This is a genomic window from Achromobacter sp. UMC46 (assembly GCF_014170335.1).
Classification (GTDB): Bacteria; Pseudomonadota; Gammaproteobacteria; order Burkholderiales; family Burkholderiaceae_B; genus Achromobacter.
The window spans coordinates 653,478-667,219 of the sequence record NZ_LZZS01000004.1 but is presented as its reverse complement, the minus strand read 5'-3'; the positions used below and the strand labels follow the sequence as shown (position 1 = coordinate 667,219).

The 13,742-nt window shown below is 61.4% G+C and carries 14 protein-coding genes; all 14 read right to left on the bottom strand.

Features of this window, described 5'->3' with window-relative positions:
• Position 1: 1 nt before the first annotated feature.
• On the bottom strand, positions 2 to 892 hold the full coding sequence (locus A9973_RS06020; RefSeq protein ID WP_183012830.1) for a hypothetical protein: 891 nt from the start codon (positions 890 to 892) through the stop codon (positions 2 to 4).
• Positions 889 to 6,495 carry a phage tail length tape measure family protein gene (locus A9973_RS06015; protein WP_183012829.1) on the bottom strand — a complete coding sequence of 1,869 codons (5,607 nt, stop codon included), beginning with the start codon at positions 6,493 to 6,495 and terminating at the stop codon, positions 889 to 891. The genes A9973_RS06020 and A9973_RS06015 overlap by 4 nt, the downstream gene beginning before the upstream one ends.
• 34 nt (positions 6,496 to 6,529) lie before the next feature.
• A complete protein-coding gene (locus A9973_RS06010; RefSeq protein ID WP_255469034.1) occupies positions 6,530 to 6,790 on the bottom strand; it encodes a DUF1799 domain-containing protein in 261 nt (86 codons plus the stop codon).
• 47 nt (positions 6,791 to 6,837) lie between these two features.
• On the bottom strand, positions 6,838 to 7,158 hold the full coding sequence (locus A9973_RS06005) for a phage tail assembly chaperone (protein WP_183012828.1): 321 nt from the start codon (positions 7,156 to 7,158) through the stop codon (positions 6,838 to 6,840).
• 71 nt (positions 7,159 to 7,229) lie between these two features.
• The gene (locus A9973_RS06000) at positions 7,230 to 7,880 is read right to left on the bottom strand and encodes a phage tail protein (protein ID WP_183012827.1); all 651 of its coding nucleotides are present in this window, start codon (positions 7,878 to 7,880) and stop codon (positions 7,230 to 7,232) included.
• 103 nt (positions 7,881 to 7,983) lie between these two features.
• On the bottom strand, positions 7,984 to 8,424 hold the full coding sequence (locus tag A9973_RS05995; protein ID WP_183012826.1) for a hypothetical protein: 441 nt from the start codon (positions 8,422 to 8,424) through the stop codon (positions 7,984 to 7,986).
• Positions 8,421 to 8,774, bottom strand: a complete 354-nt coding sequence (locus A9973_RS05990) for a DUF3168 domain-containing protein (protein WP_183012825.1) — start codon at positions 8,772 to 8,774, stop codon at positions 8,421 to 8,423. The genes A9973_RS05995 and A9973_RS05990 overlap by 4 nt, the downstream gene beginning before the upstream one ends.
• Entirely contained in the window at positions 8,767 to 9,261 is a 495-nt protein-coding gene (locus A9973_RS05985) for an HK97 gp10 family phage protein (RefSeq protein WP_183012824.1), read from the bottom strand. Before A9973_RS05985 ends, A9973_RS05990 begins: the two co-directional genes overlap by 8 nt.
• Before the next feature lie 2 nt (positions 9,262 to 9,263).
• Positions 9,264 to 9,593, bottom strand: a complete 330-nt coding sequence (locus A9973_RS05980) for a phage head closure protein (RefSeq protein ID WP_183012823.1) — start codon at positions 9,591 to 9,593, stop codon at positions 9,264 to 9,266.
• Positions 9,590 to 10,066, bottom strand: coding sequence for a hypothetical protein (locus tag A9973_RS05975; protein ID WP_183012822.1), 477 nt, complete (start codon positions 10,064 to 10,066; stop codon positions 9,590 to 9,592). Before A9973_RS05975 ends, A9973_RS05980 begins: the two co-directional genes overlap by 4 nt.
• A 2-nt stretch (positions 10,067 to 10,068) precedes the next feature.
• On the bottom strand, positions 10,069 to 10,320 hold the full coding sequence (locus tag A9973_RS05970) for a hypothetical protein (protein WP_183013197.1): 252 nt from the start codon (positions 10,318 to 10,320) through the stop codon (positions 10,069 to 10,071).
• Positions 10,321 to 10,366: 46 nt separating this feature from the next.
• On the bottom strand, positions 10,367 to 11,614 hold the full coding sequence (locus tag A9973_RS05965) for a phage major capsid protein (RefSeq protein ID WP_183012821.1): 1,248 nt from the start codon (positions 11,612 to 11,614) through the stop codon (positions 10,367 to 10,369).
• A 62-nt stretch (positions 11,615 to 11,676) separates the two neighbouring features.
• Complete coding sequence (locus tag A9973_RS05960) at positions 11,677 to 12,522, bottom strand: head maturation protease, ClpP-related (RefSeq protein WP_183012820.1); 846 nt, start codon at positions 12,520 to 12,522, stop codon at positions 11,677 to 11,679.
• On the bottom strand, positions 12,500 to 13,741 hold the full coding sequence (locus A9973_RS05955; protein WP_183012819.1) for a phage portal protein: 1,242 nt from the start codon (positions 13,739 to 13,741) through the stop codon (positions 12,500 to 12,502). Before A9973_RS05955 ends, A9973_RS05960 begins: the two co-directional genes overlap by 23 nt.
• Between the last annotated feature and the right edge of the window lies 1 nt (position 13,742).

Sequence of the window (13,742 nt, the reverse complement as noted above, 5' to 3'; positions counted from 1 at the left end):
ATCAGGTGAGTCCTTCAATTTCTAAGCTGCAATAGGAAACCAGCGGGTAAGCGATTTCCAATGAAAAATCCCGGTAAAAACCGAAAATCGTTAACGGGCCATAGCCCTCCGCGTCCGTGCCAATCCAGACGCACGGCGTGGCGCGAAGACCAGACAGCAGTCGATAGACCGCATTGAAGCGGGCGGCATCGACCCATAGCCGATGCGACATACGGCGAGAGAAGCGCCGGCGCCGGAACGTCGTGACGCCGGTTGCCGAAGTCTCTTTGCGGCTGTAGTCGATGATGCCGGCGCTGCCGCCATACTCCACTTCCCCTACCTCATAGGCACTGCCGCAGATCATGGCGCCGCATGCCGCATCCGCCCCCGGCGCACTGATAGTCACCTCAAGATGCAGGCTTCCATATGCGGGGATATCCGTCAGAACGACTTCGGATAGCGGCATGAACGGCTCGAAGAAGTATTCGAACCAGTTCGAAACAATCGAACCCTCCAGCTGCCGCGAATGCTCGTAGATAATTGGCCCTGCGAGACCGTCCCTGCCCACCACTGCCAGATGCGACCCGCCCAACTCCAGCAGCGCAAGGCTGTTCGTGATCCCTGGCTTTACCACTACCGAAAGTGGGCTGGCCGCGACCGTCTGCGTGCTGACCTCGCTATCGAACATGAGCCATTTGTTGGTCGGCCCCGCCGCCGCCCAATAGAGCGGCGACAGGTCCGGTTGATGGCCTTTGTTCGGCGCCTGGACGCATTCGTAGATGATCGACTCATAGAGGACTTGCGCCCCCAGGGGATAGTCGGTTGCCGAATCGTATGCAGGCAGATCGCTGTCCGGCACGCTCGAATAGATGAGCTGTGCCGGACCTATCACCACGGGTTTGATTACTTTCATTTGCCTTCTACCTGAAGAGGTGCCCCCGCCTCAGTACGGACCACCATCCCGTCCATTTCGAGCCGGTCCAGCTGGCGCGCGGTCTTGCCGGTATTGCTGGCCGTCGCCCGCGCCTCGATGCGCAGGCTGGCAACCTCTGCCCGCAGCGCCTCATTCGACTGGCGCAACGCCCGCAATTCCGCGAGCAGCAACTCTTGATTGCCGCCCCCAGAAAGGATTGCCTGCGTACGTTCTGCGCTGAAGATCCGCGAAGGGCCGGTGACTTCCAACTCCGGCCCGCGCTCGCCGACCAGGCGCAACCCGCCAGCATGGTCGCCCCCCTTCGCAAATGCCGCCACGGCCTTGCCGGCCAACGCATTGACCACTTGGCGCAATCCGTTCACCGTTGCGTCACGGCTGGCGTTGATCGCGTTCGTGATCACCTGCTCACCGCTGAGCGCAGACGTTTCAAGGGCGGCCAGCGTTGCATCGATCTGCGCAAGCAGATCCAGGCTTTCCTTGGCGTAGTCCTTCGGCGCCACGGAATCCAGGCGCCCGGCGACCGCTTCGGCCCGCGCCAGCGCCGTCGCGACGAATGCCTGATAGGCAGCATCGGACGAGAACGAATCCTTCGCCGCCTCAAGCATCGGTTGCATGAGCGCGTTGAGCTTGTCGGCATAGCCGGCCAGCGCTTCCCCGTCCGAACCCATCGCACTGGCGTATGCCTTCGCATAGTCGCCCTGCAGCGAAGCAAACTGATCCTCGGGAGATAGCTGGCTGTAGCGGTAGTCCGAAACCGACTTACGAAGGCCTGCGGCACTGTCCGCCATCAAGCCGGCCAGTGCCTTCTGGGCCTCGTAATAGCGCACGGTTTCCGCGCGCAACTCGCCCAACCGAGAAACCGACTTCGTCGCATCTAGCGCGAACTTCTGCAATGCATCCGCATATGCGGTCTGCTGGCTCTTGGCGTTTGTTGCCGCCTCCGTTGCCGCCGCCTGCGCGCTGGCGGCAGCCGTCACCGACGCCGCATATTCCGCCTGCAAGCGGGCGACGTCTGCCAGCGCTGGTGCGCCGGCCGCTGCCGCCTGAGCTGCCCGCAACGCCGCTTGCGCCTGTTCCCAGGCCGCTTGCGCCGCCGGCATCTGCGATTGCGCCACGCTGCGCGCCGCATCAAGCTCCGACCAGTTCTTCTTTTTGTAGGGGACCGTCTTGGGCGCGTAAATATCCCAGTTCAGCTTATCCAGCAGTGCCTGCGCTTCGGCCGCCCGTTGCTGGGCAGTTGCAAGCCCCGAGGTTGCGCTGTCGTAGCTTCCCTGTACTGCGTTGTATGCATCCTCTCGCTGCTTGCGTTCTGCTACCCGCTGCGCCGCCAACGCATCAGCCGCGCTCAGGCGGCCAGAGGCGGCAATCAGCCCTGCATTGCTCGGCCCCACCGTGTTAACGCTGGCGATTTCCTTCGCGATGGCCTGCGGCGTCATGACCTTGGCATCTATGATTCCGCGCGCCGCGTCACGCACGGCCACCCGCTCGGCATTGATGCCATCCAACAACCCAGCAAAACGGCTTGCCAGATTCTGGAATGCCTGCGCCATCGTCGCGACGAAGGTATCGGTATCAACTGCGGCCAGAGCGGCGCCCAACCCGGAAAAGTCGATGATCGCGCCACCAGCTTGCGCCCGCAGATCCGCGATTTGTTCGCCGAGCAACGCGGACGCCTCCTGACCGGCAGTCATTTCAGCGGAAACGCTGGTCAGATTGCCATTGAACTGGATAAGGCCGGAATCCAGAATCAGGAACAGGCGCGAAATGTACCCAACCGCCGCGGTGGCCCCCGATGCGCTATCCGATACCTCATCAAACGCGAGTGCGGCACCAGACAACGCAGGCAACGATGCCCCGCGCCCCACAAACGGCGCAAACAACGCCGAGGCCGCTTCCTGCACCGCCCTTTCCGATGCTTCTATCGCCGCAGCAAACGCCGGCCCGAGGGAAATCAAAGCGGCATAGGCCGCGCGCCCTGAATCGGTCGTTAGATCCAGCGCCAGAGCAACCTTGTTCAGCTCTTTCATGGTGTTGGGCATATCTACGCCGACCGATCGCAACGCATCGCTGATCGACGCCAGGCTGAACTTGGCGCGCTCCCCTTCGGTGTACGCCACCTCGTAGAATGCTTGGCTGGCATTCGTCAGGCTCTCCAGCCCGCCGAAAGCCGCTGCGACTTTCGTAGCCGTTTCCGCGCCCATCAGGGAAACACTCAACAGGTCATGGCGAAGCAGCTTCAGGGAGGAATTGACTGCTCCCAGGCTGTCGCTCAACCGTGCGAGCGTTTGACCGGCCGACTCGCCCTCGGCGGCCAGCCGCTCGATGTCGGGAATCAGCGCCCGAACCATGTTCTCGCCGACGTTTGCCAGCATCGTATCGATGAGCTTCTGATTCTCTTCGGCGTCCTTCGTCAGCGTGACCTTGATGCGCTCGCTGTAGGTATCCAGCGTCTTGGACGACACCCCGATGGAGTCCGCCAGGGCGCCAACGCCCATCTTCATCAACTCGAAGGATGCGGTCATGGAATCCATGAATTCGCTGTCCAGCGAACCGTATTGCACCCCCTTCTTATTGCTGCGAAACACCCCGCCCTTTTGAGTCCAGGGCGTTTCGTTGTGGCCCATGAAGCCGAGCGTGCCGAACTCGCCAGCAATCGACGTATCGCCGTACTTCTTCGGCTGCATGCCGAACAGCCTCGCAATGGTGGATGAGCCGGACAGCATCGACGCCCATTCGCCCTTGACGCCCACCGCCCGAAGAATCTTGTCCGTCCACAGCGACGGCCCGGTGATCGGGTTGTACTTGGCAATCGGCGCCATCGTCCCATTGCCCGCATCCCACCCCTGCTTGTAGAGCGAACGAGAAGCCATCATGCCGGCAGCAATCCAGCCCACCACCGGGATTGCACCGGCGGCCATCGAACCGGCGCTGGCCGCCGCGCTTCCAGCCGTCGTCGGTCCAGCCAAGCCCGCGGCCAGCGTAGCACCCTGCCCCGTCATGCCCAATGCAAATTGCGTGGCCGCCGTTGATCCAATAGCGCTGCCGATGGCGGAAACGCCAGAAGCCAGGGACGCAGTGATCCCGCCCGTCAGAGCGCCATATGCGGTCTTGGCGACGCCCAGCACGTTCATGAGACCCAGCCCCCCAAAAGAACCGCTTTGGCCCGCCGCCCCGGCCAGAGACGCTGCGCCACCGGCCGCAGACGACGCGCCACCCATGATCCCTGCAAGATTGGCGACCATGTTCACAACAATGGGCTGTGCAAACATTTTGTACAGTTGGTCCGCAACCGTGGTCTTGAACGTCGTGGTCAGCGATTTGGTGAACGACTTCCAGCCCTCCTTACCGTTGTTCAGCATGTCGGCAAAGCCGATCCGGAACACGTCGCCGTACTTGTCCACGCTGCGCTCCCAGTCACGGGCTGCGTCGTCCGCGATCTTCTTCTGGGCGTCCTTCACGTCCTTGGCTTTGATCGCGGCAGAAAGCCGCTCCCGGGCCTCGATTTCCTGTTCGATGAGTTCAACTTCGCGCTCTGACCCTTCGAACCCAGCCACCGTTGCCTTGCGGTCATACAAGCGCGCGATAGTCAGACCCTCCAGCGCCGCCTTGCTCAGCCCGTATGTGGCAACCTGATCTTCGATTGCGGCGGCCTCCAGGCTGATTTTTCCGACGCCTTCTTCCAGTTGCTGCATGTATTTCGCGCGCGACTCCAGAAACGCTGCCGTTTCCTTGTTGGTGCGCGCCAGGGCGCCTGCCTCTGCGGCAAGCGCCTGCGTGCGCTCCAGGCCGGCGCGCGCCGCTCCCTTCAAGTTGCCCTGAAGCAGTTCGCCGATTTCCGCTGCGCGCCGCTCATGTTCGTTGAGTTTGCTGGTTTGCAGACCACGTTCGGCCAGCTCCACAGCCAGCGCCTTTTCCTCCGCAATGCGCGCCCGCAGCCTGGCCGCTTCGTTCTCCGTCGCACTCGGCCCCTTGCCCGCCCCCTTGTCTTCAAACCGCTTCTCGATATCGGCCAAGGCCGCCTGGTGCGCGGCGAACACCTTGCGATACTCTTCGGTCCCCGCGGCAAGACCTGCAATCGCCTTGCGATACGCATTCGATTCGGCCTCGATCGCCTTTGCGCGCTGCTGCGGTTTCGTGCTCCGGTTGGGGTCATCGACATACTCGGCCCGACTACGCGCGGCAGCCAGATCCTCGACAGCCTTCTTTTCGGCTTGTGCCGCAGCAACGGCGGCCGCAGATTTCGCCAGCATTGCGCCCAATTCGGCCTGAGCGCCGTCAAGGCCGCTAAATTCCTTCGCCGAGACCGTGGCGCCGCCCTGTTGCGCCAGCCTGATGTTTTCCTGTCGCTGCCGCACCTCGCGTTCCATCTTCGCGATGGCATCCTCGGCGGTAGAGGGACGGCCAATGTCCAGCATGGCATCCCATGCCCCCTTGGCTGCACCCTGCACGCCGGCCCATGCACGCTCCAGCGTGCCCAGATTGTTCGTAATCTTTGGGGCGCGGTCGTTCAGCGCATCCGCGTAGGCCTTCTGCGCCACGGCCGCCGCTTCGCTTGATCGCCCTTGCAGATCCAAGGCGCGAATTTGCTCATAAGTGCTGGCCGTCAGGTAGTTCATGCCTTCGTTCAGCTTGAGCGATGCCTCCAGTGGGGCCTTACCCAAATCTTCGAACGCCTTGGCCGTATCGGTCACGGCCGTGCCGGTCGCCTTCTCCCAGCGAATCGCCGCAGCGGTAAACGCCTCCAGATTCTGCGCGCCCACTTTCGCTGTGCCGGCGAAGACGTTCAGCGCCGCCGCCGCTTGGCCCTGCGTTCCCACCGTGGAGCCGATCCGCTCAGACATTAGCTGCAATTGACCCGCGGTCACGCCCGCAGCATTGCCCGTCTTGATGAGCGTCTGGACGTATGCCGAGGTTTCCTGTGACCCCTTGTAGTAGGCGATGCCCAGGCCCGCGACGGCGCCGGCTGCCAGCGTCATGGGGCTGATGAGCCCACGGATATAGGTGCCCATCGCCCGTGCAGCGGGTCCGATCCCACCAAACATATCCTTAAGCTGCCCGCCCTGCTGGAGCATCACCGTCATCGGCCGCTGCCCGCCCTGAAGCGACGTGATGATATCGGTGAACTGCGCCGGCACGCCGCGCATTGCCGCCGCCGTAGCCTTCGCCGACATGCCCAACTGCTGCATCGCCGGTGCCGTTGCAGATATGGCCACCTTGGCCTGAGTCTGCTTTGCCGTGACCGCGTTCAACTGGTCCAGGTAGGGCTTGAGCTGGTTCGTGTCAATGCCGCGCTGCTTGGCGATTTCCTGAAAGTAGGCCGCCGTGCCACGCGCGCCCGCCTCGGTCACAGCGATTTGGCGTTCAATTTGCCCAATCAGGCTCTGCGTGGAGCGCTCAATCTTCTTGGTGGCCTGGCTGCTGCTGTCGGCCGCCTTGTTGAGGCTGGTAGACGCACCGCGCCCCAGGCTGTCCAGCGACTTCTTCGCCTTGCCAGTTTCCTGCGCAACGTCCGCCATCGCGGCCGTCAGGCCGGACGTGTCACCTGTGACGGCTACGACTCCTTCCGCAATAACTTTCGACATGGTCAGCCCAAAAAAAATGCCCGCGCTTGGCGGGCTACTTGCGGTTTATTTCTTCCAGTGCGGAAAACTCAAGGACGCGCACCTGTTCTTCCACTTCTTCGTACTGCCCTGGCGTGAGGTCCATGCGGTCCATCTTGTGGAACAGAGCGCAGTAGTCCAATCCTGTCGCACCTGCCATACCGATGCGCCATTGCGAACGCAACGCGAAGAACAGCAGGAACGCAGCTTCGTTCTCCGGCCAGATTTCGACTGGGTCGCCGGCCACGTCGTCCGGGGTAAGGCCGAATGCCGCCAACTCGCGCGGATCGGGTGCCTTCTCGTAGAGTGCGGCCCCCAGCGTCTTTAGTTTCCCAGGCGGGCCTTGCTGAGTTCGTCGATGTAGGCGCCCAGTACGGCACGCGCCGAACCGACATAGCCCTGGACCAGGCGTTCGATGTTGTCCTGGTCAAAGGCATCATCCAGTTCCCAGCCGCACGCGATGTCCAGCAAGAGCAGGACGTCATCGGTGCGTTCTGCCAGACCTTCGGCGAACTGCTTGAATTCTTCCTTGGTGCGATGTTTGAACGTGAATTCCACTTCTTCAAAGCCCGCACCAGGGACGGGCAACGGCACCTTCTTCTTGAACGTGGGGGCCGGATTGAGGGTGAATTTCGTCTTTGCCATGATGTGATGCACTCCGAGAGGGTGTTTGGTTTGCGATGCCGCCCCAAAAGGGCGGCAGGATCGCGGTTGACTTATGCGGCGGCGTAGCGCACTGGGCGCGACAGCAGCGAGAACGTGGCCTGCACGCCCATCACTTCGCCCTTGGTCATGGTCGGGGTCTCGTTAAACGACACGTAGCCGTTGTAGAGAATCATCGAACCGTTCGGGAACGTGATGCGCAGGGCGCGCACTTCACGGGTTTCCGCAGCGGCTTGCAGCGCCTTGTAGCCGGCCAGCGTCGGATCGTCGGCAATGGTCAGCGCCAGCGACTGCGCACTGGCCTGGGTCGGGATCTGGGCTTCGAAGTCGTTTTCGAGGAAGCTGTACGTGGCGAACTGCATTTCGCCGCCGGACGTGCTGGTTTCCAGGATCTGCGTGATCTGCGTGAACGCCGTGATTTCCCGCACGGAGCCGGCGCCGGTGCCAGCAGGGAACTGCACCAGGGAAGAGGTGTTCATGCCTTCCAGGGAGAAGGCTCCGGCGGCAGCATCGGCAACGCGCACGATGCGCTCGTTGATCTTCTGCCAGCCGGATTTCACTTCGATAAGCGCGCCGTTGGCGATACCGTGGGCAGCGCTGGTCGCAACGGCCGGATTGCCGTTCGTCAGGGCGGTGATGTTCTTCGCGGCGCCGTAAGCGGTCGCCAGCGAGATAATCACGCCATTGGGGAGGGATACAGACATTGTGGGCTTCCTATCTCGGGACGAAAAAAAACCCGCACGAGGCGGGTTGTGTGGTGTTGCCCCAGAAAGGGGCGGTTTCGGCCCAGCGGGCCATCAAAAGGGATTACGGCGGCTCAATAATCGGGCTGTCGATTTCCAGCGCAACGCTGGTGACAGCGATATCGGTTGCGCCCCCGATACCCAACATTCGGCTAGAGGCACGGGCAGTGAAATAGTGATGTCCGATACCCGGAACCGTGACGCGAAAACTGAAGCTGGTTTCGGAATCCAGCGCTGCGCGCAGCAAGACCTGACCGGGATCGACCAGGCGGTACAACTCCAGCGGTAGCGAGGCGGCTGCCTGGGCGACACGTCGCTGAAAAGGAACTGCAGCACCGATGGGATGAAACGGAGCGGTCTGATAGGACTTTCCCAGGCTGCTAAGCACCCGAACGCCACGGACGGGCGTATATGCCAATGCGTCGAACGCCGCGCGCGTCAACGCGGGCGGAAGAACGGCGCTGACTCCGACCGTGGACCCAGTGGATACGTGAGGTGTCGTCATAGGGTGTTGTGCCAGATCATGAAATCCTGGGTGGCGCCCTTGAACCCGGTGACAGGATCCGTGACGGAAACCGGCCCACCCTCGGGCCGGGCAAACGTCGGCGCCCGGCACAGGATCGCCCTGGTAGCCGCAATCAAATCCGACGCATTCATGCGGGTTTTCGCCCAGACATTGATTTGGACGCGAGCGCCCTGCTTGTCCGCCGTTTCCCCGTCCACAAACACGACATCGCGCCCCCCGACCTGTTGGTACGTCATGAACGGCAAGGGCGTGTCGCCGGCGGCGGTGTCGGGAAATACGCGGCCCTCCACAAGAGGGGCAAGGGCGGCAACAATCATCGGCTCAAGCATTCAGAATCTCCCCGAGCTTTTCTGCCATTCGGCGCCTGCCAGCCTCAACCGCAGCGCCTAGCTTCGCATCGACCGAGACCCGCAGGTACGGCTGCGCCGGCTCGAAGACAGGCGTTTTCAGCGGCTTGTCTTTGAGGGTGACGTATGAACCGTCAGGCAGTTTCAGCACAGCGTATTTACGCCAATGGCCATGCTCGACCAGCCACCAGTGCGGAGCTTTTCTCTTGTTCACGCCGACTAAGTAGGTCTTTCTGTCGGGACCAGAATCGGATTCATCGAACCAGCGATAGATAGCCGCTTGGAGCTTTCCCATGTGGAATGGAACTCGCGCCCGCATTTCATCGTATAGAACGACTGCCATCGCGTGCGCCGCTGGGCGAACCGCTTCGTCCTGCACCTGCTTCACGAACGCGGCGGCCTGGCCGGCAATATCGCCCTCAAAAGAGAATGTGACCGAGCGGGCGCTGTGCTTTCGAGCTTGCTTCACGTTCAGACCTCCTTCGGAGATAGCAAACGGCACACCAAATCCACGTGCTCGCGTCTCATCTCATCCGGCAAAACCGCCTCGACAACGTAATAATCGGAACCGTGCTGTACGCGCATTCCCGCCGTCACATCACGCCGAAACCTGAGTCGGACACTGGCCTTCACTATTGCAAGCTCAGCACCAGCCTTTATGGCTGACATGCCGGAGGTGTTCCGAATCGATGCCCTCGTTACCGCTACTTGACCCCATTCGCCAATCAGCTCGTTGGCGGCATCACGCTGAACTTCTCGGGTCAACAGTACAACCCTTCTGTTTAACAGCCCTGCTCTCATGGCATCATTTCCCGTCGATCAGCGCGCAGTAGTTCCGGGATGCCCTGCGGCAGTCTGATTGCACTCACCCCAACCACCACTTCTTCGCGGTTTGCAAACAGGTTGCCCAGCGTCAGGCGAACCGCCGCATCGACGCGAGGGGTGGCCACCATACCGAACAGAACTCGCTGAAAGCCGATCTTGGCCTCCTCCAACCGCGCCTCGGCCAAGTCGACCGCCATCTTGCGCGACGCCGGCTTGCTGAAATCACCCGCCGCTGCCATCGCTGCGTCGTAGGCATCTTGCGCCTCGCCCGCCGCAACCGGCAGCGCATCCTGCGCCGCGATTAGCTCAGCCGCGGTTGCGAAGAAAGCACGATTCAGATGCCCCGCGACGGCACTTTCCGCAGCGGCGAGCAGCTTTTCGAGCAACGCGGCGTCCGCCGGATCAGCGCTGCATTGGGCTATGCACTCATCAGGCGTCAATAGAGGCATAGTCAGTCCTTCTTGCCTTCGGCCAGGGCGGCAGAGAGTTTTTCCAGGCCCCACCGCTTGTCGTACTTGATTTCAGCCGCGTCCAACTTGTCGAACAGTTCCTGCTTTTCGTTAGCGTCGGTGGAGTCATCCGCCAACGCGCCCAGCTCGCGCGCTGCGGCCAGCAGCTCGTCCGGGCATTCCTCCCCGGCCTCGAAGGCCGACGGGTAGATATCACCCACCTTGACGCCGCGAATGGCTTTAATCAGCTTCATGTGTTTTCGCCTGTGAAAGACAGGGGCCGAAGCCCCCGCCACTTGGTTACGCTGCGACCTTCAGGGCGCGCAAGCATTCGGGGTTCTGCACACCGCCGCCAACGCGCTTCGTCGTGTAGAACAGCACGTAGGGCTTCTTGGTGTACGGGTCACGCAACACCCGCACGCCCATGCGGTCGATGATGAGATAGCCGCGCTTGTAGTCGCCGAACAGCATCGGGATGGAATTGGCGGCCACGTCGGGCATGTTCTCGTCCTCGGCAATGCCGTAGCCCTGCAACGTGGCCGGCTGGCCGGCTTGCGCGGACGGCTGCCAGAGGTAATTGCCTTGGCCGTCCTTGAGCTTTCGCAGCTTGGCGATGGTCAGGTTATTGGTCAGAAAGCGGGAGTTCTGGCGGTATTTTTTGGGAAGCCCGTAGATCAGATCCAGCACGGCGTCCGAGCTGATGTCGGCTGCGGCACCGCTGTTGATGACCTTGATTGCGCCGAAGGGGTGCTTGGCCGCATTGGTGCCACCTTCGACATAGGTAAGAATGCCGGCAGGCTTCTTGACGCCATCACCACTGATGAATGCGATGCCTTCCTGCTCCGCAAATTCCGCCTGAACCTCGCCCGCCAGCCAGGCGTCCAGATTAATTTCGGAATCATCAAGAATCTGTTGGGTTGCGGCCGGGTTGGCGTAAATCTCGCCATGGCCGAAGCCAAGGGCCTTAAGGTTCGGCGTGGCGGTCTCCGGACGTTGATCAGTCTCACCCACCCAGCCGGAACCCGTGCCGCCCATATTGAACAGCTTTGTCCAGCCAGCCTTGCTGGTCGGCTGGACCTGGGCCAGCTCCCGCATGGGCGACTCTTCGCGCAGCATGTCGGTAATGGTCCGATCCCATTCAACCGGCGTAAGGAAGCCGCCCTCTTCAGCGGCCCCCTTATTGAGCGCCGCTTGCATATCGCCCTTGCGCATGTGTGCGTTGAAGGAGTCGGTGTAGTCCTTGTCGCGCACGGCCACCGACCCCGGCCCGCTTTGAGCGGCAGCGATCTTGGTGTGGGCATCGTCGGACTCTCGCTGAAGGCGTTCAAGATCGGCATTGATCTTCGCCAACACCGCTTCTTGGTCCGATCCCGAGCGGCCGGCCTTGATTTCTTCAATCTGTTTGGTGTGCTCGGCCTTGAACTGTGCGAAGGCCGTCTGGATACCGTCAATCAGTGCTTTGACTTCGGCACCGGACGGCGCTGCCTCGGCGTATGCGGCCATGAGGCCGCGATGGACGATGCTCCGGGAAATGTGTGCTTGCTTCATAGTTTTCCTCTCAGAAACGACAACGCCGCCTCTAGGGCGGCGTCAATGTTGGTTGCGAATGGTCAGGAGCGAAGAGTGCTCAGTAGGGAATGCAAAGATGCAGCAACTTCATGGCCAGCGCTCGGCGTGGCCGGAGGATCGACAGCGCGCGGCGTGTCATTGGAAAACAGTGCTTTGAACGCATCGCGCCGCGCGGAACGCGAATAGCCCGACTTAGCCATCGCGGCTTCAATCAAGGCCATGGGCTTGCGCGATGTGGCGGCCTGCGCAGACGTGGTGATGTCCGAGCTGCGCAGGAGGCCGGTCGCAAACCCGTCGTCTACAGCGCGCTGCGCACCGATCCAAGTTTCTTGATCCATAAGCTTGGCGGCCTCACGCTCATCGATACCGGCCTGCGCCGCGTACAAGCTTGCCATGGCGGCGTCAAAGGGTGCCAGGACTGCGGCCGTCTCCGTCATATCGTGACGATTGCCGACTGCCACCGCCCATGCGTTGTGGATCATCAGGAATGATCCGTCGCCCATCAGAATTTCATCTCCCGCCATCGCGATAACTGAAGCCGCAGACGCTGCTACGCCCAGGACACGGACCGTAACCTTCGCCTTATGCTCACGCAGCAGGTTGTAGATGGCCATGCCCTCGAAAAAGTCCCCGCCTGGCGAGTTGATGTTGACGGTTATGTCCTTGGCGCCGATGTTCCGCAGGGCCGCGCTGATGCGCTTGGCAGTAACGCCCGTCCCTTCCCAGTTTTCTCCGATCGCGTCGTAGATCGAGATGCTTTTGTCGGGGTCGTCCACTGCTGCGCACACCGCCGGCTCCCAACGATCCACGGCGTCAGGCCGCAGATCAAAGCCAGCCTTGGCTAGCCGATGATCAGCGCGGATTTCAGGTAGTTGCTTTAGGCTCATTGTTCGATTTCATCCCAGAAGGGTTTCCAAGCGAATTGAATTTCGGGTCTGCATCGGCGGGGTATTCGGCAAGATCACGGATTTCATTGGCCGAGTGCCATGGCTGATGACCGCCTGCTCCCAATGCCTTCGCGAAGTAATCGGCTTGATCCTTGAGCGTGCCACGCATCAACGCGCGCTCATTGAATTTGAAGTACATGGTTTCGCGCTCACGGTCTGTCAAGAGCGACCGCGCAAGCGCCTGTTCCCATGCAACGAATCGCGGGGCCAGCGTGTACTGGACGAAGAAGATCGCCAGCTGCTCAATGCCAGAACCCCAACTGGTGTCATCCATCATCAGGAGTGGCCGGGGTACGCCGTACAGCCGCGCCACCTCTTCAATCTGGTGATTGCGGGTTTCGTTCTGCTGCGCATCATGTGCCGTGGAGCTAAAGCGATTGGCCTTGGCCCCCTCTTCCGCGATCATCCATTTATTGGCGTTTTCCGCCCCGCTGTATTCGTCGCTTAGCGACTCCTTCATGCGGCGGTATGCGGTATCAGAGAGGGCGTTTGGAACTTCGATAGCGCCCCCGGCCATCACCCCTGTCTTAAACACGTTTGCTGCGGCCCTCTGCGCATACGCAGCCAGCTCAAAGACCTGGCTCGATAATTGACGCTTGGATAGGCCGAGCACGCCATCAAGGGACAAATCCCGCACATGCAGAATCTCGTCTTGATCCAGTGTGAGAATGCCACCGCTTTCGGTCGTGCAGCGGTACTGCATCCGCCACCCGTCTGCCAGTTTCCCCTGAACGCGCCCCTTCTCAAACGGAATCAGATGGATTGGTCGCCCGCCTGCCCGGATGATTCTTGCGTAGGCATTGCCCTCAGTTTCGAGCAGCAGTTGCATCTGGCTCTTGAATTCCATGGGCGTTTGCCACGGGTTCGGCTTGAAGCGCAGAAGCTTGTAGGCGGCATGATCTTTAGCCGCACGTTTGTCTGCCCCAGCGTGGTAAAGGTTCGTGGGCAGCATGCCCAAGCCATTCCCAACCAATGACAGACAACGCAATGCGGCAGTGTTCCGCAGCATTGCGCTTGCCTCGCCTCGCTGGCCGTTCCTGATGAACTCCAGGAATGTCGGATCGTCAAGACCAGTGAACGTGAGTCCAGGCGCGCTGGCGTGCGGGCGTGACTGGGCCTCCGGCACCCCACGCCGGAAAAGCTTGTCCAAGAATTTCATT

What these genes read in the sequence shown, in the direction of transcription:
- A9973_RS05970 (WP_183013197.1), bottom strand. Translation starts at nt 10,320, where the DNA reads ATGAAGCTGATTAAAGCCATTCGCGGCGTCAAGGTGGGTGATATCTAC.
- A9973_RS05965 (WP_183012821.1), bottom strand. Translation starts at nt 11,614, where the DNA reads ATGAAGCAAGCACACATTTCCCGGAGCATCGTCCATCGCGGCCTCATG.
- A9973_RS06015 (WP_183012829.1), bottom strand. Translation starts at nt 6,495, where the DNA reads ATGTCGAAAGTTATTGCGGAAGGAGTCGTAGCCGTCACAGGTGACACG.
- A9973_RS05975 (WP_183012822.1), bottom strand. Translation starts at nt 10,066, where the DNA reads ATGCCTCTATTGACGCCTGATGAGTGCATAGCCCAATGCAGCGCTGAT.
- A9973_RS05995 (WP_183012826.1), bottom strand. Translation starts at nt 8,424, where the DNA reads ATGACGACACCTCACGTATCCACTGGGTCCACGGTCGGAGTCAGCGCC.
- A9973_RS06005 (WP_183012828.1), bottom strand. Translation starts at nt 7,158, where the DNA reads ATGGCAAAGACGAAATTCACCCTCAATCCGGCCCCCACGTTCAAGAAG.
- A9973_RS06020 (WP_183012830.1), bottom strand. Translation starts at nt 892, where the DNA reads ATGAAAGTAATCAAACCCGTGGTGATAGGTCCGGCACAGCTCATCTAT.
- A9973_RS05955 (WP_183012819.1), bottom strand. Translation starts at nt 13,741, where the DNA reads ATGAAATTCTTGGACAAGCTTTTCCGGCGTGGGGTGCCGGAGGCCCAG.
- A9973_RS05960 (WP_183012820.1), bottom strand. Translation starts at nt 12,522, where the DNA reads ATGAGCCTAAAGCAACTACCTGAAATCCGCGCTGATCATCGGCTAGCC.
- A9973_RS05990 (WP_183012825.1), bottom strand. Translation starts at nt 8,774, where the DNA reads ATGCTTGAGCCGATGATTGTTGCCGCCCTTGCCCCTCTTGTGGAGGGC.
- A9973_RS06000 (WP_183012827.1), bottom strand. Translation starts at nt 7,880, where the DNA reads ATGTCTGTATCCCTCCCCAATGGCGTGATTATCTCGCTGGCGACCGCT.
- A9973_RS05980 (WP_183012823.1), bottom strand. Translation starts at nt 9,593, where the DNA reads ATGAGAGCAGGGCTGTTAAACAGAAGGGTTGTACTGTTGACCCGAGAA.